21 protein-coding genes and 1 pseudogene are annotated in these 17,777 nt (G+C 72.9%); 10 read left to right on the top strand and 12 right to left on the bottom strand.

All coding sequences use genetic code 11. The features are described from left to right. Positions 1-4 precede the first annotated feature (4 nt). Together ACIRSS_RS22340 and ACIRSS_RS22335 are read right to left on the bottom strand one after the other, a co-directional pair. The gene (locus ACIRSS_RS22340; RefSeq protein WP_400897832.1) at positions 5-430 is read right to left on the bottom strand and encodes a nitroreductase/quinone reductase family protein; all 426 of its coding nucleotides are present in this window, start codon (positions 428-430) and stop codon (positions 5-7) included. 2 nt (positions 431-432) lie between these two features. Then, positions 433-978 carry a DUF6069 family protein gene (locus ACIRSS_RS22335; RefSeq protein WP_364464553.1) on the bottom strand — a complete coding sequence of 182 codons (546 nt, stop codon included), beginning with the start codon at positions 976-978 and terminating at the stop codon, positions 433-435. Positions 979-1,080: 102 nt separating this feature from the next. On the opposite strand from ACIRSS_RS22335, the gene ACIRSS_RS22330 reads away from it, so the two are divergent. The 6 genes and pseudogenes from ACIRSS_RS22330 to ACIRSS_RS22305 all read left to right on the top strand — a co-directional run bounded on the left by ACIRSS_RS22330 (position 1,081) and on the right by ACIRSS_RS22305 (position 7,003). After that, a complete protein-coding gene (locus tag ACIRSS_RS22330; RefSeq protein ID WP_400897830.1) occupies positions 1,081-2,040 on the top strand; it encodes an SDR family NAD(P)-dependent oxidoreductase in 960 nt (319 codons plus the stop codon). Positions 2,041-2,084: 44 nt separating this feature from the next. Further along, complete coding sequence (locus ACIRSS_RS22325; protein ID WP_400897828.1) at positions 2,085-3,797, top strand: serine/threonine-protein kinase; 1,713 nt, start codon at positions 2,085-2,087, stop codon at positions 3,795-3,797. A gap of 196 nt (positions 3,798-3,993) precedes the next feature. Continuing rightward, entirely contained in the window at positions 3,994-4,305 is a 312-nt protein-coding gene (locus ACIRSS_RS22320) for a hypothetical protein (protein WP_400897827.1), read from the top strand. 36 nt (positions 4,306-4,341) lie between these two features. After that, positions 4,342-5,157 carry an aldehyde dehydrogenase family protein gene (locus ACIRSS_RS22315; RefSeq protein ID WP_400897825.1) on the top strand — a complete coding sequence of 272 codons (816 nt, stop codon included), beginning with the start codon at positions 4,342-4,344 and terminating at the stop codon, positions 5,155-5,157. After that, a pseudogene (locus ACIRSS_RS22310) lies at positions 5,081-5,694 on the top strand (aldehyde dehydrogenase family protein); the annotation flags it as partial. The gene ACIRSS_RS22315 and the pseudogene ACIRSS_RS22310, both read left to right, overlap by 77 nt. Positions 5,695-5,797: 103 nt before the next feature. Then, positions 5,798-7,003, top strand: coding sequence for a glycosyltransferase (locus ACIRSS_RS22305; protein ID WP_400897823.1), 1,206 nt, complete (start codon positions 5,798-5,800; stop codon positions 7,001-7,003). Here the strand turns inward: ACIRSS_RS22305 and ACIRSS_RS22300 are convergent. Next, complete coding sequence (locus ACIRSS_RS22300) at positions 7,000-7,326, bottom strand: hypothetical protein (protein ID WP_400897821.1); 327 nt, start codon at positions 7,324-7,326, stop codon at positions 7,000-7,002. The genes ACIRSS_RS22305 and ACIRSS_RS22300 overlap by 4 nt on opposite strands. Positions 7,327-7,399: 73 nt before the next feature. Between ACIRSS_RS22300 and ACIRSS_RS22295 the strand changes: the two genes are divergently transcribed. After that, positions 7,400-7,780, top strand: a complete 381-nt coding sequence (locus ACIRSS_RS22295) for a MerR family transcriptional regulator (RefSeq protein ID WP_400897819.1) — start codon at positions 7,400-7,402, stop codon at positions 7,778-7,780. A gap of 1 nt (position 7,781) precedes the next feature. Here ACIRSS_RS22295 and ACIRSS_RS22290 read toward each other — a convergent pair whose 3' ends face one another. The 6 genes from ACIRSS_RS22290 to ACIRSS_RS22265 form a co-directional block, all read right to left on the bottom strand. Next, positions 7,782-8,546 carry an SIR2 family NAD-dependent protein deacylase gene (locus ACIRSS_RS22290; protein WP_400897817.1) on the bottom strand — a complete coding sequence of 255 codons (765 nt, stop codon included), beginning with the start codon at positions 8,544-8,546 and terminating at the stop codon, positions 7,782-7,784. 72 nt (positions 8,547-8,618) lie between these two features. After that, on the bottom strand, positions 8,619-8,813 hold the full coding sequence (locus ACIRSS_RS22285) for a ferredoxin (RefSeq protein ID WP_400897815.1): 195 nt from the start codon (positions 8,811-8,813) through the stop codon (positions 8,619-8,621). Next, on the bottom strand, positions 8,810-9,943 hold the full coding sequence (locus tag ACIRSS_RS22280; RefSeq protein ID WP_400897813.1) for an NADH-ubiquinone oxidoreductase-F iron-sulfur binding region domain-containing protein: 1,134 nt from the start codon (positions 9,941-9,943) through the stop codon (positions 8,810-8,812). Before ACIRSS_RS22280 ends, ACIRSS_RS22285 begins: the two co-directional genes overlap by 4 nt. Further along, entirely contained in the window at positions 9,940-10,497 is a 558-nt protein-coding gene (locus ACIRSS_RS22275; RefSeq protein WP_400899758.1) for a ferric reductase-like transmembrane domain-containing protein, read from the bottom strand. The genes ACIRSS_RS22280 and ACIRSS_RS22275 overlap by 4 nt, the downstream gene beginning before the upstream one ends. Then, a complete protein-coding gene (locus ACIRSS_RS22270; protein WP_400897811.1) occupies positions 10,497-11,450 on the bottom strand; it encodes an FAD:protein FMN transferase in 954 nt (317 codons plus the stop codon). Before ACIRSS_RS22270 ends, ACIRSS_RS22275 begins: the two co-directional genes overlap by 1 nt. Further along, on the bottom strand, positions 11,447-11,701 hold the full coding sequence (locus tag ACIRSS_RS22265; protein ID WP_400897809.1) for a hypothetical protein: 255 nt from the start codon (positions 11,699-11,701) through the stop codon (positions 11,447-11,449). The genes ACIRSS_RS22270 and ACIRSS_RS22265 overlap by 4 nt, the downstream gene beginning before the upstream one ends. Positions 11,702-11,937: 236 nt before the next feature. Between ACIRSS_RS22265 and ACIRSS_RS22260 the strand changes: the two genes are divergently transcribed. Genes ACIRSS_RS22260 through ACIRSS_RS22250 form a run of 3 tightly spaced genes read left to right on the top strand, consistent with a single transcriptional unit; the run spans position 11,938 to position 15,048 of the window. Further along, positions 11,938-12,810: an alkaline phosphatase family protein gene (locus ACIRSS_RS22260; RefSeq protein ID WP_400897807.1), complete on the top strand. Its 873-nt coding sequence runs from the start codon at positions 11,938-11,940 to the stop codon at positions 12,808-12,810. Positions 12,811-12,814: 4 nt separating this feature from the next. Further along, on the top strand, positions 12,815-14,056 hold the full coding sequence (locus ACIRSS_RS22255) for an MFS transporter (protein ID WP_400897805.1): 1,242 nt from the start codon (positions 12,815-12,817) through the stop codon (positions 14,054-14,056). Then, entirely contained in the window at positions 14,053-15,048 is a 996-nt protein-coding gene (locus ACIRSS_RS22250) for a hypothetical protein (RefSeq protein ID WP_400897803.1), read from the top strand. The genes ACIRSS_RS22255 and ACIRSS_RS22250 overlap by 4 nt, the downstream gene beginning before the upstream one ends. Here the strand turns inward: ACIRSS_RS22250 and ACIRSS_RS22245 are convergent. The 3 genes from ACIRSS_RS22245 to ACIRSS_RS22235 form a co-directional block, all read right to left on the bottom strand. Continuing rightward, entirely contained in the window at positions 15,023-15,607 is a 585-nt protein-coding gene (locus ACIRSS_RS22245) for a dihydrofolate reductase family protein (RefSeq protein WP_400897801.1), read from the bottom strand. The genes ACIRSS_RS22250 and ACIRSS_RS22245 overlap by 26 nt on opposite strands. A 63-nt stretch (positions 15,608-15,670) precedes the next feature. Further along, positions 15,671-16,120: a hypothetical protein gene (locus ACIRSS_RS22240; protein ID WP_400897799.1), complete on the bottom strand. Its 450-nt coding sequence runs from the start codon at positions 16,118-16,120 to the stop codon at positions 15,671-15,673. A gap of 275 nt (positions 16,121-16,395) precedes the next feature. Further along, a complete protein-coding gene (locus tag ACIRSS_RS22235; RefSeq protein ID WP_400899756.1) occupies positions 16,396-17,724 on the bottom strand; it encodes a 3-hydroxybutyrate oligomer hydrolase family protein in 1,329 nt (442 codons plus the stop codon). Between the last annotated feature and the right edge of the window lie 53 nt (positions 17,725-17,777).

Below are 17,777 nucleotides of genomic sequence, written 5' to 3'. Positions count from 1 at the left end.
GCGGTCAGTCCTCTTCGGACAGCTCCACGATCGGGATGACCCGCTTGGCCTCCCGCGCCTTGGCCTGGTGGTCCGCCAAGAACGGGTACTGCTTTTCCAGCTCCCCCCAGGTCCGCACGTAATCCGCCCCCAGCAGCGGCAGCGCCTCCGCCGCGAACTCGCGGCCGTCCACCTCCACCTTCACCCGCGAGTCCTCCGCGAGGTTCAAGTACCAATCCGGGTGCCGGGGCGCCCCGATGTTCGACGCCACCACCAGCAGCCGGTCGCCGTCGCGGTGGTACATCATCGGGACCGTGCGGGGCTTCCCCGACCGGCGGCCCGTGGTCGTGAGCAGCGCCAGCCGCTCGCGGTGCATGCCGTCCACCTCGCCGCCCGCGCGGAACTGCTCGATCACGCGGCGGTTCGTCTCCCGCACGTCGACCGTGTCCATGGTCACTGGTCGTAGTAGCGGGTCGGCGGGGGCTGCTGTTGCGGGTACTGGCGGGTCGGCGGCGGCGCCGCGTTCTGCTGGCTGGTGCGACGCCGGTGCAGCGTCCGGGCGCTGGCCGCCATGCTGTTCACCACCGCGGCGATGACGAGCCCGATGACGAGGTTGATCGCGGCCGTGGCGATCTTCGCGCTCGGCGCGACCGTCAACGTCAGCGGCAGGACCACCGCGATCAGCGTCACCAGCACCATGATCCAGCCGAAGAACTGGGACGGCGCCGGCGTGGCGACGCTCAGCAGGTGCATCAGCCCGGTGGCGAGCAGGGCCACCGCGGCGGCGACCAGCGCGTACGTCGTGGTGCTCGCGTTGCCCCAGACGCCCTCGCCTTTTGGGGCCAGCACTTCTACCTCGAAGACGCCGCGCGCGATCAGCAACCCGACCACCGCGAGCAGGGCCGCGATCACCGCCGTCGCCACCCCGCCGGCCCACAGCCGGCGCGCGTCGATCCCCGGGCGGACGTCCTGGGGCTGGTTCCCGTAGTAGTCGGACATCAGAGCCTTCCTGGGTCGGCTGCCTCTCGCTCCCGATTGTCCCCTCTTTCGGCCGCGTCCGCGATTTGCGCTGGAGTGCACTCCAGCTCGTAGCGTCGGGGCATGACCACCGCACAGCACAAGATCGGTTCGGGTTTCGGCGCCACCACCACGGCCGCCGAAGCCGTCGCAGGCGTCGACCTCACGGGCAAGCTCGCCGTCGTCACCGGCGGGTACTCCGGGATCGGCCTCGAAACCACCCGCGCCCTGGTGGGCGCCGGCGCGCACGTCGTCGTCCCGGCCCGTCGCCGCGAGACCGCCGAAGAAGCCCTCGCCGGCTTCGAGAACGTCGAGGTCGACGAGCTGGACCTGGGCGACCTCGAGAGCGTCCGCGCCTTCGCCGAGCGCTTCCTCGCCACCGGGCGGCCGATCGACCTCCTGATCAACAACGCCGGCGTGATGGCCTGCCCGGAGACCCGCGTCGGTCCGGGCTGGGAAGCCCAGTTCGCCACCAACCACCTCGGCCACTTCGCCCTGGTCAACCGCCTCTGGCCGGCCGTCGCCGACGGCGCCCGCGTCGTCGCCCTGTCCTCGCGCGGCCACCACTACTCGCCGATCCGCTGGGACGACGTCCAGTTCGAACGCGGCTACGACAAGTGGGCCGCCTACGGGCAGGCCAAGACGGCCAACGTCCTCTTCGCCGTCCGGCTGGACGAGCTGGGCGCGGAGAAGGGCGTCCACGCGTTCGCGCTGCACCCCGGCGGCATCATGACGCCGCTGCAGCGGCACCTCCCGCGGGAGGAGATGATCGAGCGCGGCTGGATCGACGAGGCCGGGAACTACCTGGTGAAGTTCAAGACGCCGGAGCAGGGCGCGGCGACGACGGTCTGGGCCGCGACGTCCCCGCAGCTCGCGGACCTGGGCGGGCTGTACCTCGAGGACTGCGACGTCGCCGAGCTGTCCCCCGCAGACGCCGTCGGCATGACCGAGTCGGGGGTGCGCCGGTACGCCGTCGACCGCGAGGAGGCGCGTCGCCTGTGGACGTTGTCGGCGGAGCTGACCGGAGTGGACGCTTTCGCGTGATCTTCTGACGTTTGCCGGCCACCGGTTCGGGGTACATCGCGGCCGTGGCCGACGAAGCCGGCAGAACGGGGAACGCGCCGATGGGCGACGCGGACGACGTGACGTGCGCGCGCTTCGCCATCGATGAGTTCACCGCCGCCCCGCGTTCCCTCGACGACCGTCCGCCCGGCTTGCTGGCCGGGCGGTACGAGGTCGGCAGGCTGGTCGGCAGCGGCGGGACGGCGCGGGTGTACCGGGCCTACGACCTGCGGCTCGAGCGCGAGGTCGCCGTCAAGATCTACGACCGGGACACCGTCGCGCTAGACCAGCGGCGCCGGCTGCGCGAGATGAGCATCCAGGGCAGCATCACCCACCCGGGCGTGGTCGCGCTGCTCGACAGCGGCACCGAGCACGGCCGGACGTACCTGGTGATGCAGCTCGTCGAGGGCGAGAACCTGGCGGAACGGCTGCTGGGCGGCCCGATGCCGGTGGCCGAGGTGACGGCGCTGGCCGACGGGCTGGCCGAGGCACTCGCCCACGTGCACGCGCGGCGCGTCGTGCACCGGGACCTCAAGCCCGCCAACGTGTTCCTGTCCGCGGACGGCCCGTTGATCGGGGACTTCGGCATCGCGCACGCCCTCGACACGACGCACATCACGGGCACGGGCGTGGTCCCCGGCACGGCGGCGTACCTGGCGCCCGAGCAGGTCGGCGGCGAGCGGGCGGGGCCGCCGGCGGACGTGTACGCGCTGGGGCTGATCCTCCTGGAGTGCGTGACGGGCCGCCGCGAGTACTCGGGCACGATGGTCGAGGCGGCGATGGCCCGGCTGACCCGGGCCCCCCGGATTCCGGAGGGGCTGCCGCCCTCGCTGGCGCACACGTTGCGCCGCATGACCAGGCGCGAGCCGGCCGACCGCCCGACGGCGGCGGAGGTCCGCGAGCTGCTGCACGCCCCGGTCCCGGCGCTCCCGTGGCCTTCGGGGAGGTTGGGCGAGGTGTTGAGAAGACGCCACCGCGCGGCCCCGGCAGGAGGCGGCAAGCGCGAACGGCTCGGCGCGGCGGCTAGTGGTGCCGGTGGTTTCAATGCCGCGGAGGACGGCTCCGGCGGGCAGGGCTCGCTCGGTTCCACGCCCAGCGGCTCCGGCGCTCCCGGCGCCGGCCACGATCCACTCGCCCCCACGGCCGGCGGCTCCGGTCACCGAACCGACTCCGGCGCTCCCGGCGCCGGCCACGGCCCGCTCGCCCCCACGGCCGGCGGCTCCGGTCACCGAACCGACTCCGGCGCTCCCGGCGCCGGCCACGATCCACTCGCCCCCACGGCCAGCGGCTCCGGCCACCGAACCCCGCCCCACCACCGCCCGTTCGCTCCCACTCTGAGCGACACCAGCGCGCCTCTCCCGGCTGGCCCGCGGAAAGTCCTCGCCGCAATCGGCCTTTCGCCGGCCAGTGAACCCGCGGACCGCCGCCGGTTCACCGCTGCCGCCGGGTTGACCGCCGCCGCCGTGGTCGCCGTTTCCGCTCTCGTCCTCTCCTCTGCGGACTCCGGTACCACCACCCCGGCCCAGCCGCCGGCACCCAGTTCGCCCGCGCCCGCTCCCCCGTCCTCCGCACCCCTCGCCGCCTCCGGGACCCCGGGACCCCGCGCCCCCGAGTCCGCTGACCTCGAACCCGCCGCCGTGACCCACGACGACAAGCCGAAGCCCGGGAAGCCCGCCAACCCGCAGCGCACCCGCAACCACGGCAAGGGCAAGGGCCCCGGGACCTCCGGCCGGGCCTGATCCGGGTCCAACGGCCCTAGTGCCGGAAACCGTCCGCGAATAGCGCGGAATTGTTTTCCCGAATTCGGACTCGAACCAATAACGAGCCGTAACCGGAACCCGCCGCGGCCCGACAAACACCACGTGTCCGCCCGGTCGCGTTCCGGCCGCGGCACTCCCGCCGGGAAACCCCGAACCCGACTCCACGGAGGTCTTGATGAGCGTCCACGCTGCCCTCGCGCGGCCGGTTTACGGAACACGTCGCGGGCGGCACGCCAAGCCGCTCCCCGCGTGGCCGCGAGTCGTCGCCAGGACGCTCTTCCTCGCGTTCGCAATGATCTCCACCGGCGCGGTCGTCGTGGCCGGCTGGCCGCCCGTGCTGCTCGTCGTCCCCGCCGCCGTGCTCCTGCTGCTCGTCGCGAGCGTGACGAAACTGCGGACCGCGTCCCGGAAGATCGATACGATCTTCGCCGAAGAACTGACGCGGGAAACGGTTCCCGAAACCGGCGAGAGCATCGAGATCTCCTGACTTTCCCGCACCACAAAACCGCTCCTCGGCAAAGGGATGACAGCCCGGGTGATGGAATCGCAGGCGAAATCGCTGGCCGGCGCGGCCGTGCGGGTCAGCCAGCCCGCGTCCTGCCAAGGTTCGAAGCTGCGCAACAGCAGCCTGACCTGCACCGGGTCCCTGATCTCGGCCTCGACACCGCGCGGCATCGCGATGATCAGGTGCGTGCCTCGGGCCGCGCAGCCGGCCGCCGTGGCCGTCGTCAGGTCCACCACGACCCGGCGGACCCCGGCGGCGAAGGCGGCGGCCCGCGCGGTCCTCGACGGCGAGTGGGGCGCGACCACCGGCTTCGCGCGCGCCGCCCTGCTGCGCCGGCTCGGCGACCTCATCGGCGAGCACGCCGAGCGGCTCGCGCGGCTCGAGGTGAACGACTCCGGCAAGCTCTACCGCGCGATGATCGGCCAGCTCACCGGGCTCGGCGGCTGGTACCACTACTTCGCGGGCCTGGCCGACAAGATCGAAGGCCGCCAGATCCCGGCGCCGAACCCGGACTACCTCGTCTACACCCGCCGCGAACCGGTGGGTGTCGTCGCGGCCATCACGCCGTGGAACTCGCCGCTGCTGCTGCTCACCTGGAAGCTCGCGCCCGCGCCGGCCGCCGGGTGCACGGTCGTGGTGAAGCCGTCGGAGCACTCGCCCGTATCGACGCTCGGGCTGGCCGAGCTGATCACCGGCCGGGCACCCGGGCGTCGACAAGGTCGCGTTCACCGGGTCGACCGCCACCGGCCGCGCGGTCGCGCTCGCGGCCGCCGAGAACCTCAACAAGGTGACGCTGGAGCTGGGCGGCAAGTCGCCGCAGGTGGTGTTCCTTGACGCCGACCTCGCCGCCGCGGCCAACGGCGGGCCAGACGTGCATGGCCGGTTCGCGGCTGATCGTGCACGCCGACGTCCACGACGAGCTGGTCCGGCTGGTCGCCGAGCGGGCGGAAGCGATCCGGCTGGGCGACCCGAACGAGCCGGGCACCGAGATGGGCCCGGTCGCCAACGCGCCGCAGTACGAGAAGGTGCTGCACCCCCTGGAGACCGCGAAGGCCGAAGGCGCGACGGTCGTCTGCGGCGGCGGGGCGGAACCGGCGCTCGGCGGCCTGTTCGTGCGGCCGACGGTGCTGACCGGCGTGACGCCGTCGTCGACGGTCGTACCGCGCGCACCGCGTCGCGGCGAAGCTCAAGGCCGGAACGGTGTGCATCAACGCGTACCGGGTGGTGGCGCCGTCGGTGCCGTTCGGCGGGGTGAAGAACTCGGGCCTCGGACGCGAGACCGGCGTGCACGCGATCGACGAGTACCTGGAGGACAAGGCGGTGTGGGTCGAACTGACCGGCGGCACCCGGGACCCGTGCACCTTGGGGTGATTCCCTCTCCCCACTTCAACATATAGCGGACCCCGGGGCTTGCGGCAAGACCCCGGGGCGGGTCCACAATTCGGGCTCACCATTTTCCGCCGAGGGGATTCTCATGCGTGTGCTGCTGTCCACGATCGGGTCGCGGGGCGAGGTGCAGCCGGTGCTGGCGCTGGCCTCGGAGTTGAGGGCCCTCGGGCAGGACGTCCGCCTGTGCGTGCCGCCCGACTTCCGGGACTGGCTCGACGAGCTGGGCTTCGACGTCGTGCCGATCGGCCCCGAAGTGCGCGCGACGGCGAAGGCGCCCCGGGTGAAGCCGACACCCGAGCAGATCCGGAAGTCCACTGAGGACACCGTCACGACCCAGTTCGAGACGATCTCCGTGGCCGCCGAGGGCTGTGACGTCCTCGTCGCCGGCGGTGCCCTCCAGTTCGCCACCCGCTCGATCGCCGAGCGGACCGGCGCCGCCTACGTCTACACGAGTTTCTGCCCGATCACCTTGCCGTCCGACCGGCACGCGCCGCCGCCGATGCCGTGGCGGACGCCCGGGGAAAAGGAAAACCGCGCTTTGTGGGACGAAGACGCGCGGCGCTGGAACAGTTTCTTCGGCGGCAAGGTCAACGAACACCGCGCGGCCGCCGGCCAGGCGCCCGTCGACGACCTGCCGGGACACGTGTTCACGGACCGGCCGTGGCTCGCCGCCGACGCCGCGCTGGCGCCGTGGCCCGAGCCGGGTGACCCGCGGGTCGTCCAGACGGGGGCGTGGATCTGGCCGGACCGGCGGCCGCTGCCGGCCGAGCTGCTGGCGTTCCTCGACGCGGGCGACCCGCCGGTGTACTTCGGGTTCGGCAGCATGCGGGCACCGGCCGAGGTCGCGGAGGCCGCGCTCGCCGCGGCGCGGGCGCACGGCCGCCGGGCGGTCGTCGCCCGCGGGTGGGCGGACCTCGTCGCCGCCGACGCACCGGACTGCCTCGGCATCGGCGAGATCAACCAGCAGGCGCTGTTCGGGCGCGTGGCCGCGGTCGTCCACCACGGCGGCGCGGGCACGACGACGGCCGCCGCCCGCGCGGGCGCGCCCCAGGTGGTCGTGCCGCAGATGTACGACCAGCACTACTTCGCGGGCCGGGTCCATTCGCTCGGCCTCGGCGCGGCGACGGACCCGGGCGTGCCGACGGCTTCTTCGCTGACCTCGGCGCTCGAAGTGGCGTTGCGGCCCGAAGTGGCGGCGCGGGCGAAGGCGTTCTCAGGCCGGGTGCGCGGGGACGGCGCGAGCGTCGCGGCTCGCCACCTGCTGACGACGGTGCCGCTCGCGTCCGCCTAGCTCAGCGCGTAGAAGTCCTCGAGGACGGCGCGGGCCTCGTCGGTGTCGGGAACCGCCGCGTCCCAGCGGATTTCCCCTTCTTCGGCGGCGATGTCGAAGCCGAAGAAGGGGCAGCATGCCTTCTCGCGGGCGGCGAGGTCGCGGACCCACTCCTCGACGCCCGGCTCCGCGCGGAACCGGAACCGGATGCCGACGGCGGTCCGCTCCCGCGCGACGAGTGCTTCGGCGAACAGCCGGCGGTACTCGGCCAGCCGTTCCTCCGGCGTGTCGCGGGCGTTCGACATGTCGCAGGCGATCGGGGTCGACGCGGGCGGGATCTGCATGACGGCCTCCTTGTGGTCTTCGGATGCCGACCCTAAAGTCTGGACTCGACTCCAGAGTCAAGGGAGAACCGGCATGAAGATCGGCGAGGTCGCCAGCGCGGCGGAGGTCAGCGTCGACACGGTCCGCTTCTACGAACGCCGCGGCGTGCTGCCGCCCGCGGAGCGCCGCCCGTCGGGCTACCGGGAGTTCCCGGCGTCGGCGGCCGGGCGGATCCGTTCGGCGAAGGCGTTGCAGGACTTGGGTTTCACGCTCGACGAGGTCGTCGACGCGTTGCGCGCGCACGACACCGGCGACGCGACGTGCGAGACGGAACGCTGGCGCCTGGAGGCGGTCGTCGCGCGGCTGGACGAGCGGATAGCGCAGTTGCAGCGGCTGAGGCGCAAGGCGGCGGACAGCCTCGACGACTGCCGGTCGGGCTGCTGCCGCCTGGTCGGCGACGCGCGGCTGGTGTGACTCACCCCAGGCGGCCGGCGGACCCGCGAGCCTCGCGGACCGCCGCGCAGAGCTCCGGCACGACCGTCTCGATGTCGTCGCGCAGGACGAACGCGGCGTCCTCGTCGTACGGTGTGGGCTGCCGGTTGACGATCACCAGCGTCGCCCCGGACCGCACGGCGACCGTGCACAGCGACGCGGCCGGCTCCACCTGCAGCGAGCTGCCGACGGCCAGGAACACCTCGCTCGCCGCGGCGACGTTCCGCGCCCGCCCGAGGACTTCGCCGTCCAGGTTCTGTCCGAAAAGGACGACGTCGAGCTGCAGGATCCCGCCGCACCGCGGGCACCGCGGGTCGTCGTCGCCGCGCTCCAGCACGTCGGTGGTCGGAAGCCGGGCCGCGCAGCCGGTGCAGCGCGTGGTGTGCATGCTGCCGTGCAGTTCGAGGACCTTCCGCGCGGCGAGGCCGGCCTTCTGGTGCAGGCCATCGACGTTCTGGGTGAGCACCCGCACGGCGACGCCATCCCCGTCCAACTCGGCTAGGGCACGGTGGGCGGCGTTCGGTTCGGCGCGCCAGGCCGCGTGACCGCGGTAGCTGCGCCAGAATTCCCGGCGCGTTTCGGCATCGGCCATGAAGTTCTCGAGCGTGAAGGCGTTGACGGCACTCGGCGAGCGCGTCCAGACGCCATCGGGGCCGCGGTAGTCGGGGATGCCGGAGGCGGTGGAGATCCCGGCGCCGGTGAGCACGCCGACAAGCCGGGCACCGCGGATCCGGTCGATGAGCTCCATGCAACGGAGGTTAACGACCACCGAGCGCTTCGACGACCCGTTTTCTCCGCCGAGGAGATCGTCGACTGACGCTCAGTCCTTCCGCAGCCGCAACGCCAGCGCCGGACAGGCCGCCGCCGCTCGGCGGGCCTCGGCTACCAGCTCCGGCGGCACCGGTCCCGGCGCCACCACCGGATAGCCCCACTCGTCCAACCGGACCGACTCCGGCAGCAGATCCGCGCACAGCCCGTGCCCTCGGCACCCGATCGGGTCCACTGTCACCCTCACGCGACACGCTCCAGGACCCGGCACCGGCCGCCGGCCGAGTGCGCCGCTACGTCGGGACCGAACACCTGCAACGCGCTCGTCGCGAGCCGCGCCGCGCCGTCCGGGTGCGCGCACGCCCCGCGACCGCTCAGCAGCGGCAACCGACGGGCCAGCCGGGCCGTCGCGGGACCGCCGCCGCGTAACAGCTCCGCGAAGTCCGCCGCGATCGCCGGGAGGCCGAACATGCACGGCCCGCACTGCCGGGCCGACTCCGCCGCCGGGAACGCCAGCACCTTCGCCGTGTACTCGAGGCCGCACGCCCGCGCGGGCAGCGCGTACACCGCCGAGATCCCCGAAAGCCCGGACCGGAAGTCAGCCGTCCACGTCCCGCCGTAGCCACCGGACAACACAGCCTGCAGCGGCTCGGCCTCGCCGCCCGCCGCGGCCAGCGCCGTCGACAGCGACGCTCCCGCCGGCACCTCCACGACCCCCGGCCGCCGGACCGCGCCGGTCACCGTGACCAGATCGACCCGCGCCGCGCAGTAGTGCTGCGGGCCCTGCAGGATCACCAACGCCAGCTGCGCCAACGTGTCGACGTTGTCCACGAGCGTCGGCCGGCCGCGCACCCCGCGTTCGTCGGGCCGCGGCGACTTGCCGAGCGGCCGCGCGTCGCCCGACGTCAGGTGGTGGACGAGCGCGGTCTCCTCGCTGGCGACGTACCGGCGCGGGATCTCCTCGACCCGCACCGGCACGCGGTCGTCGCGTTCGGCGAGCGCCGCGCGGACGCCCGGCAGCACCGGGCTCCCCTGGTGTACACAAAGGACAGTCTCGCCGGCGCCGATGGCGTGCGCGGCGAGCTGCAGGCCGTCCAGGACCAGGTGCGGCGACAGCGTGAGCAGCGCGGCATCCTTGTGGCTGAGCGGGTCGCCTTCGCACCCGTTCGCGACGACGATCGAGCGCGGCTTCCGGGCGGCCCGCAGCTTGCGCGCGGTCGGGAAGCCCGCGCCGCCGCGGCCGCGCAGGTCCGCCGCGGCGACGGCTTCGATCAGCCGGTCGCGGCCGTCTTCGCCGTGGTAGGCGACCCACGGGACGACGCCGTTGCGGCGCCGGTGCCCGGCCAGGTCGAGGCGGTGGGGCGGGAGGATGGTCATCGGGTGCCTCCGAGCGGCGAGAGCTTGCGGGTCGCGGTGTCGGCGTCCTGCCGGGTGGCGCGGTAGGCGACGGCGCCGAGCACGGCCAGCACGCACACCACGTCGAGCGCGACGATCCAGCCGTACGCGGCGTCGTCTTCGGCCATGCCGAAGCCGTGCACCAGCGCGACCGGCCAGCAGAGGTAGGCCAGCCAGTGCACGGCGCGCCAGGCCCGCGGCGGGATGCGCGTGCGCAGCAGGCTGGTGACGACGATCGCGAGCAGCAGGTCGACGGCGACGGCGCCGAACCCGACCCAGAGCGGCCGGTAGCCCGAGCCGAACGGGACGAGCACGTCCAGCCAGCTCAGCGAAACGTAGCCGTCGAGGATCGCCGTCGCGATGTGCGCGACGAGGAACGCGACGCTGGTCAGCGCGAGGTTCCGGTGCACGGCGGCGACGGTGAAGCGAGGCCACGCCCGCGTCGCGAACCGGCCGGCCCCCAGCGCGCCGAGGACGACGACAGCGGTGAACAGGATGAGCGAGACGAGACCGGTCGCGCGGCTGAAGTACCACATCACGCGGCTTTCCTTTCGCACGGCCAGCCGGGCGTCGTGACGACGTCGCCGCCGACGCCGACGAGCCGCGCGGGCAGCCGTCGCCGCGCGAGCCAGCCGGGCGCGTCCTCACCGAGGACGACGGCGGCGGTGCTCGCGGTGTTGGCGTCCACAGTGGACTTGGCGGCGACGGAGACGGTGCGCCACCGGGGTTCGGCGGCGTCCCCGGTGCGCGGGTCGACGATGTGGTGCACGGTCCGGCCGCCGTGCCGCCACCGCCGCCGGGTGGTGCCGGAGCTGGCGAGGGCGCCGTCCCGGTGCAGCGCGACGGTGGTGTCGGGCCGGACGACGGCCTCGGCGTGGTCGTCGCCGAGCGCGATCTGCCAGCCGCCGGCGGGTTCCGGGCCGGCGGTGCGCAGGTCACCCCCGAGGTTGACGAGGACCCCGCAGCCGAGCGAGGCGTGGATCCGCCGCGCGGCGCGGTCGGCGGCGAGGGCTTTCGCCGTGGCGCCGAGGTCGAGGTGGACGCCCCGCGGGAGGACGACGAGGCGCTGCGCGGGGTCGAAGAGGACGCGGTGCCAGCCCGGCGCGGGTACCGGTCGTGAGTGTGAAACAGGGTTAGAAGGCTGTTTCCCACTCACGAGCGCGTCCGTGAGCAGGGCGAAGTCGCGGTCGTAACCCAGCGCCCGGACCGCCGCGCCGACCGTCGGATCGACCAGCCCGTCCGTCAACCGGGCCGCGCGCAGCGCCGCTGCCAGCGCTTCCGCCAGCAACGCCCCCACCCGGACCTGCCGGCCGGCCGTCTCGTGCAGCCGCGAGATCTCCGAGTCCGCCCGGAACCGGCTGCACGCCAGGTCGATCGCGGCCAGCTCCGCCTCCAGCAGGTCGACCGCCGTGCCGAGCCGGCCGGGGTCGGTGACCACCACCTCCGCCGTCGTACTCAGGGCCGGGAACGCGCGAGCCGCCGTCGTCACGACGCACCCGAGCCCGTGTGCGCGCTGCCCGACCCCGAGCTCAGCCCGCTGTCCGATGACTGCAGCTGGTCCTGGGAGCCGGTCGAAGTGGTGGTCGACGTGGTCGAAGAGTCCGCGGAAGCCGTCGAGAGACCGAAGCCGATCGCGCCGGCCGTGGCCGCGCCGAGCACCGCCACCGTCGCCGTGACCAGCGCGGCCTTGCGGCGGCCGTGCTCGCGGCGGGCCGCGCCGCCTGTCGTGTAGGGGTCCATGCGATCGAGTCTCGGTGCCGTTCCTTTGAACGGCCTGGGAGCGACCTGTCAAGTCCCTGGCTGTCCACAGTGGACACCTACCAAAGGAGGTTGACACCGGAAAATCGTTGACCCACTCTTTCCCTTGTCCGCCGGAGGTTCCCTGGTGTTCACGAACCGGACCACGACACGGCACGCACCGGACCTCCGGCCTGGGCATCATGAGGCGCCCTCACCCACCACACGCTGGAGGACCCATGATCCGCAAGCGGATCTTCGCCGTGTTCGCCGCCGCAGCCCTCGTCACGGCCGGTGCGATCACGACCACGGTCGTCACCCGGACGGAGGAGCCCGCGGTGCAGCCGACGGCGGCCACCGTGCCGGCGTTCGACCACATCGTCCTCGTGATGTTCGAGAACAAGAAGTACTCCTCGATCAACGGCAGTTCCAGCGCGCCCTACTTCAACACCCTCGCCTCGCAGAGCGCGAAGTTCACGAACTCCTTCGCGATCACCCACCCGAGCCAGCCCAACTACGTCGCCCTCTTCTCGGGCGCGACTCAGGGCGTCACCGACGACACCTGCCCGGCCGACCTCGGCGCGAAGGCCAACCTCGGCCGGCAGCTGCTCGACGCGGGCAAGTCCTTCACGGGCTACTCCGAGGCCATGCCCTCGGACGGCTACACCGGCTGCTCCAGCGGCACCTACCGGCGCAAGCACAACAGCTGGGTCGACTTCTCGAACGTCCCGGCCACGAGCAACCTCCGCTACTCGAGCTTCCCGTCCGACTTCACCCAGCTGCCGACCGTTTCGTTCGTCACGCCTGATATGTGCAATGACATGCACGACTGCTCCATCGGCACCGGCGACACCTGGCTGAAGAACCACCTCGACGCCTACGCCCAGTGGGCCAAGACGCACAACAGCCTGCTGATCACCACGTTCGACGAGGACAGCGGCACGTCGGTGAACCAGATCTTCACCAGCTTCACCGGCGCGCACGTCCAGGTCGGCAGCTACAGCGAATCGATCAACCACTACACCGTGCTGCGCACGATCGAGGCGTCCTACGGCCTGCCGGGCATCGGCGGCGCCGCGAGCAAGTCGCCGATCCTCGACGTCTGGCAGTAACCGCGTGTACCTCGCCACCATCGGCCGCCGAGAGCACACCACGAAGGGGAAGCTCTCGGCGGTCGGCGCGAACGTCTTCGCGCTCGGTGCCGTCAGCCTGGTCACCGACGTCTCCTCCGAGATGGTCACCGCGGTCCTGCCCGTGTACCTCGTGCTCGGGCTGCACCTCGGCCCGGCCGCGTACGGCCTGGTCGACGGCCTCTACACCGGCGCGACGGCGCTCCTGCGGATCGTCGGCGGGTACGTCGCCGACCGGGTCCGCCGCCGCAAGGTCGTCGCCGGCGCGGGCTACGCGCTGTCCGCGGTGATGAAGCTCGGCCTGCTCGCCGCCGGCTCTTCGGCGGCCGCGATCGGCGCCGTCATCACGCTCGACCGCACCGGCAAGGGCCTGCGGACGGCGCCGCGCGACGCGCTGATCACCCTGTCGGCACCCGAACCGCTGCTCGGCCGCGCCTTCGGGGTGCACCGGGCGATGGACAGCATGGGCGCGTTCGCCGGGCCGCTGGTCGCGCTCGCCGTGCTGGCCGCGGTCGGCGCGACGAACCCCGAAGCGTTCAACGCCGTGTTCGTCGTCAGCTTCTGCGTCGCCGCGATCGGCGTGCTGCTGCTGGTGCTGTTCGTCCGCGACCGCCGGACGCCGAGGCCGGCGAACCCGGTCTCGCCCCGCGCCGCGGCGGCCCTGCTGCGCGGCAAGGGCGTGCGGCGCCTGCTCGTGGCCGCGAGCGTGCTCGGGCTGGCGACCGTCGGGGACGGGTTCGTCTACCTGTTGCTGCAGCACAAGGAGGACATCGCGACCGGCTGGTTCCCGCTGCTCGCCGTCGGCACCAACCTGAGCTACCTCCTGCTGGCCGCGCCGCTGGGCGCGCTGGCCGACCGCGTCGGCCGGCTCCCGGTGGTGCTCGGCGGCTACGGCGCGCTCGCGCTCGTCTACCTGCTGCTGGCCGGGCCGGTGTCCGGCTGGCCGCTGTTCGTGCTGGCGCTGGCGTTGTACGGCGCGTTCTACGCGGCGACCGACGGCGTCCTGATGGCGCTGGCCGGTCCGCTGCTGCCGGAGTCGTTGCGCACCACGGGGATTTCCCTGGTGCAGACGGCGCAAGCGCTTGCGTACTTCGCCTCGTCCGTCCTCTTCGGACTCGCGTGGCAGTTCTGGGGCGCGGGGCTCGCGATCGGCGTCGCCGCCGGTGGGGCGGTGGTCGCGATCGCCGTCACGTTCGTGGTCCTCTCGCCCCGGAAGGTCGCCGCGTGAAGACCCGGATCCTGATCGCGGTCGCCGGGGTGCTCGTGCTGGCCGGGGCGGCGGTGGCGTACGTCGGCTTCGCGAGCGCGCGCAGCCACGACGTCTCGGCGACCGGCGTGGTGAGCCTCTCCCCCGGTCCGCGGCTGCTGTTCCGCAGCACCGCCGACGCCGACCGCGGGCACGTCGCCTCGGTGTCGGCCACCGACCCGGGCGGCGCGCGGACGGTGTCGCCGCTGTCCTGCAGCCGCGTCTACGCCGCCGGCGGCACCGGGCTCTGCCTGCGCCCGGACGGCGACCTGACCACCTACCAGCTGGTGGTGCTCGACGCCGGGCTGACGTCGAAGCGCGAGATCCCGCTGGTCGGGCTGCCGAACCGGGCGCGGGTGTCGGCGAGCGGCCGGATGGTCGCGTGGACGGTGTTCGTCACCGGCGACTCCTACAACGGCGGCATGTTCTCCACCCGCGCCGGCATCCTCGACACGGCGACCGGCGACCTGGCCGGGACCCTGGAGGACTACGCCGTGACGCTCGACGGCAAGCCGTACCAGGCGGCGGACCTCAACTTCTGGGGCGTCACCTTCACCCGCGACGACCGCCACTTCTACGCGACGATGTCGACGGCCGGCCGCCGGTACCTCGTCGCGGGCGACTTCGCCGCGCACACGGTCCGGACGCTGCGGGAGAACGTCGAGTGCCCGTCCCTTTCGCCGGACCAGACGCGGGTGGCGTTCAAGTCCGCTGTGGACGGTGACCCGGCTCGCGGGTGGCGGCTGTCGGTGCTCGACCTGGCTACGTCGAAGGTGACGCCGCTGGCCGAGACCCGCAGCGTCGACGACCAGCCGGCGTGGCTCGACGACCACACGATCGGCTACGGCGTGCCCCGCGGCCCGGGCCACGCGGACGTCTGGTCGGTCCCGGCCGACGGCTCGGGCGCGCCCCGGCTGCTGATCCCGGAGGCCGAGTCCCCGGCGACGCTCACTGACGCCGGTAGTGGGCGATGATGACGCCCTTCGTGGTCGTGACGCTGCGGGTGAGCGTGAACTCGGTGAGCGGCGCCGGTCCTTCGAACAGACGGTGGCCGGAGCCGAGGGTGAGCGGGAAGATCAGCAGCGTGTAGCGGTCGACCAGGCCGGCGGCGTGCAGGGTGCGCACGAGCGACGCGCTGCCGATGACGGACAGGTCGCGGCCGGGTCCGGCCTTCAGCTCGGCGACGCTCTTCTCGGCCTCGCCCGGCAGGAGGATCGAGTTCTGCCACGCGCCGGCGTCGTCGAGGGTGGTCGAGGCGACGTACTTGGTGGCGGCGTTCAAGTGGGTGGTGAAGGGGTTGCCGTCTTCGCGGTGCGCCCAGGCGCCGATGAAGTCTTCCCAGGTCCGGCGGCCGAAGAGCAGGTCACCGGGGCGGCTCATGCCCGCGGCCATCTCCTGGGCCAGGACGTCGTCCTGGTAGCGGGTGCCCCAGCCGCCGTGGGCGAAGCCGCCGCGGGTGTCTTCGTCGGGCCGGCCGAGGCCCTGCACGACGCCGTCGAGGGTGACGTTCATGGTGACGTGGATCGAGCGCATCGGGTGTCCTTCCGTTCGTGTCACCTCCTGTACGAACGGCGGACCCGGGGATCGACAGCGCGGTCAGTCCATGTTGCGCAGGCCGTCGAGGATGCGGTGCATCAGCTCGGTGTCCGGCGCCGCGAACGCCAGCCGCGGCGCGAGGAAGCGCCCCGATGGCGGCCGTGGCGGCGGGAGCGTGCGCGGGACCCGCCACGGCAACTGGTCCGGGGACGAGTCGCGGCCGGTCTGCCGCGGGATCGGCAGGGTCGGCAACGCGATCGTGCCCGCTTCGGCCACCTGTTCGAACCGGAGACGAGCCTGGATACCGGCCACCGTCCAGTCCGGATCGGTGTCCGGGACGGTGCGGCGGGGACGGCGTTCGAGCGCGACGGCCCACGCCGCGGCGGCGAGCGCCGGGAGCAGCAGGCCGGCGACGATGGCGAAACCGGACAGATCCGCGGCCATCAGGAGGCCCCGGCGACGGGTAGCAGCATGGCGTTCACTTCCGGACTTGCGGTTCTTCCGAAGCATGGCCGACACCTGGATATTCGACGTGAACGAATGTTTCGCGGACCCCGGAGCCCCATCATGAACGAGGGGCAACGCTCCCGCAAGCGGCCGGACGGGTTCCCCCGTCCGGCGGTGAAACAGCAGGTCAAGGCCGGTTTTCGGGTAGCCCGGAACAAGCCCCTCACTGGGTAGTACGGCCCCCGGCGGGATCCGGTTCACTTTCGTTCGGCGCAGTCCGCGGAAAATCGTGAAGGCCACCTCGCCGAACTGCGAGGTGGCCTTCACGAACAGCGGGGTCAGCCCAGAGAGCAGCTGCGGGCCAGGTCCGCCGGGGTCGCGCCCATCGGGAGCGGGATCGTTCCGGAAGCCGGCGGACGCACCCCGCGCAGCCAGCCGCCCAGGGCGTCGAACGCCGTGCGGAAGCACGGGCCCAGCGGCCGCAGCCGGTCCGGGTACGCGTCCACCAGCCCGTCGACGTGGTTGCCGCCCTCCACCCGGTAGTACCGGTGCAGCGCCCCGCGCCCCGCCGCCGTGATCATCCGGTCGTACACGTCCGAATCGCGAGTGATCGGCAGCAGCGTGTCGAGCGTGCCGTGCAGGGTGAGCAGCGGCTTGCCGATCCGCCCGGTCAGCGAGATCCGCTCCACCGCCCGCGCCACCGAAGCGGGCCGGGACGCGTACTCGTAGTCGGCGTCACACGACGGCGTTCCCGAGGCGCAGAACGGGGTTCCGGCCGACAGCGCGCCGTCGAACGACGGGTCCACCTCCTCGCGGTAGATCCGCTGGGTCAGGTCCCAGTAGACGCGGTAGTGGTAGTCCCACAGGAACTCCGACCCCGGCGCGAACCCGGCGTCCAAAATGGACTGATGCGCCGAAGCCGACCCCGCCGCGTAAGCGGGGTACGCGCGAAGCGCCGGCGGCAGGAACGTCAGCAGGTTCGGCCCATCGGCACGCCACAGCGTCCCCTCCCAGTCGACGCCCCCGTCGTAGAGCCACGGCCGGTTCTCCAGCTGCCACCGCACGAGGTAGCCGCCGTTGGACAGCCCGGCCGCCAGCGTCCGCGTCACCGGACGGCGGTAGTGGGACACCGCGGCGGCCCGCGCGGCCAGCGTCAGCTGGGTGACGCGCGTGTTCCACTCGGCCAGCGCGTCACCGGGCCGGACGCCGTCCTCGTAGAAGGCCGCGCCGGTGTTGCCCTTGTCGGTCGCGGCGAACGCGTAGCCCTCGGCCAGTGCCTGGTCGCCGATCGCGCGGTCGTTCGCGTACTGGCGACGCACGCCCGGCGAGCCGGAGACGACGAGGCCGCCGTTCCAGTGCGCCGGCAGCCGCAGCACGAACTGGGAGTCGTGGTTCCAGCCGTTGTTGGTGTTCGCCGTCGACGTGTCCGGGAAGTACCCGTCGACCTGGACGCCGGGGACGCTTCCGTAGGTGGGCAGCCCGGCCGACGTCAGCCCGGCCCAGTCCGCCGCGACCGTGTGGCCGGACGCGACCGTGCCCGTCGTCGTCAGGTCGTCCAGGCACACCGAAACGGACTTCTCGGCGCCGGGCACGTCCACCCGGCAGCCCCCGGCCGAAGCCGACGCCGAAGCGGGCAGCGCCGCCGCGAGCGCCCCCGCCAGAACCACAACCAGCCATCTGCGCACGGTCCACCTCCGGTCTCGATGCCCCAGAACCCAAG

The organism is Amycolatopsis sp. NPDC101161 (genome assembly GCF_044768185.1).
Classification (GTDB): domain Bacteria; phylum Actinomycetota; class Actinomycetes; order Mycobacteriales; family Pseudonocardiaceae; genus Amycolatopsis.
The sequence above is the reverse complement of the archived record's forward strand: the minus strand, read 5'-3'. Positions and strand labels throughout refer to the sequence as shown.

Excerpts from the sequence above, each read along its gene's own strand:
- ACIRSS_RS22290 (WP_400897817.1), bottom strand. The coding sequence starts at position 8,546 with ATGGAGCTCATCGACCGGATCCGCGGTGCCCGGCTTGTCGGCGTGCTC.
- ACIRSS_RS22330 (WP_400897830.1), top strand. The coding sequence starts at position 1,081 with ATGACCACCGCACAGCACAAGATCGGTTCGGGTTTCGGCGCCACCACC.
- ACIRSS_RS22275 (WP_400899758.1), bottom strand. The coding sequence starts at position 10,497 with ATGTGGTACTTCAGCCGCGCGACCGGTCTCGTCTCGCTCATCCTGTTC.
- ACIRSS_RS22265 (WP_400897809.1), bottom strand. The coding sequence starts at position 11,701 with ATGGACCCCTACACGACAGGCGGCGCGGCCCGCCGCGAGCACGGCCGC.
- ACIRSS_RS22315 (WP_400897825.1), top strand. The coding sequence starts at position 4,342 with ATGACAGCCCGGGTGATGGAATCGCAGGCGAAATCGCTGGCCGGCGCG.
- ACIRSS_RS22305 (WP_400897823.1), top strand. The coding sequence starts at position 5,798 with ATGCGTGTGCTGCTGTCCACGATCGGGTCGCGGGGCGAGGTGCAGCCG.
- ACIRSS_RS22320 (WP_400897827.1), top strand. The coding sequence starts at position 3,994 with ATGAGCGTCCACGCTGCCCTCGCGCGGCCGGTTTACGGAACACGTCGC.
- ACIRSS_RS22240 (WP_400897799.1), bottom strand. The coding sequence starts at position 16,120 with ATGCTTCGGAAGAACCGCAAGTCCGGAAGTGAACGCCATGCTGCTACC.
- ACIRSS_RS22300 (WP_400897821.1), bottom strand. The coding sequence starts at position 7,326 with ATGCAGATCCCGCCCGCGTCGACCCCGATCGCCTGCGACATGTCGAAC.
- ACIRSS_RS22335 (WP_364464553.1), bottom strand. The coding sequence starts at position 978 with ATGTCCGACTACTACGGGAACCAGCCCCAGGACGTCCGCCCGGGGATC.
- ACIRSS_RS22280 (WP_400897813.1), bottom strand. The coding sequence starts at position 9,943 with ATGACCATCCTCCCGCCCCACCGCCTCGACCTGGCCGGGCACCGGCGC.
- ACIRSS_RS22260 (WP_400897807.1), top strand. The coding sequence starts at position 11,938 with ATGATCCGCAAGCGGATCTTCGCCGTGTTCGCCGCCGCAGCCCTCGTC.
- ACIRSS_RS22340 (WP_400897832.1), bottom strand. The coding sequence starts at position 430 with ATGGACACGGTCGACGTGCGGGAGACGAACCGCCGCGTGATCGAGCAG.
- ACIRSS_RS22295 (WP_400897819.1), top strand. The coding sequence starts at position 7,400 with ATGAAGATCGGCGAGGTCGCCAGCGCGGCGGAGGTCAGCGTCGACACG.
- ACIRSS_RS22245 (WP_400897801.1), bottom strand. The coding sequence starts at position 15,607 with ATGCGCTCGATCCACGTCACCATGAACGTCACCCTCGACGGCGTCGTG.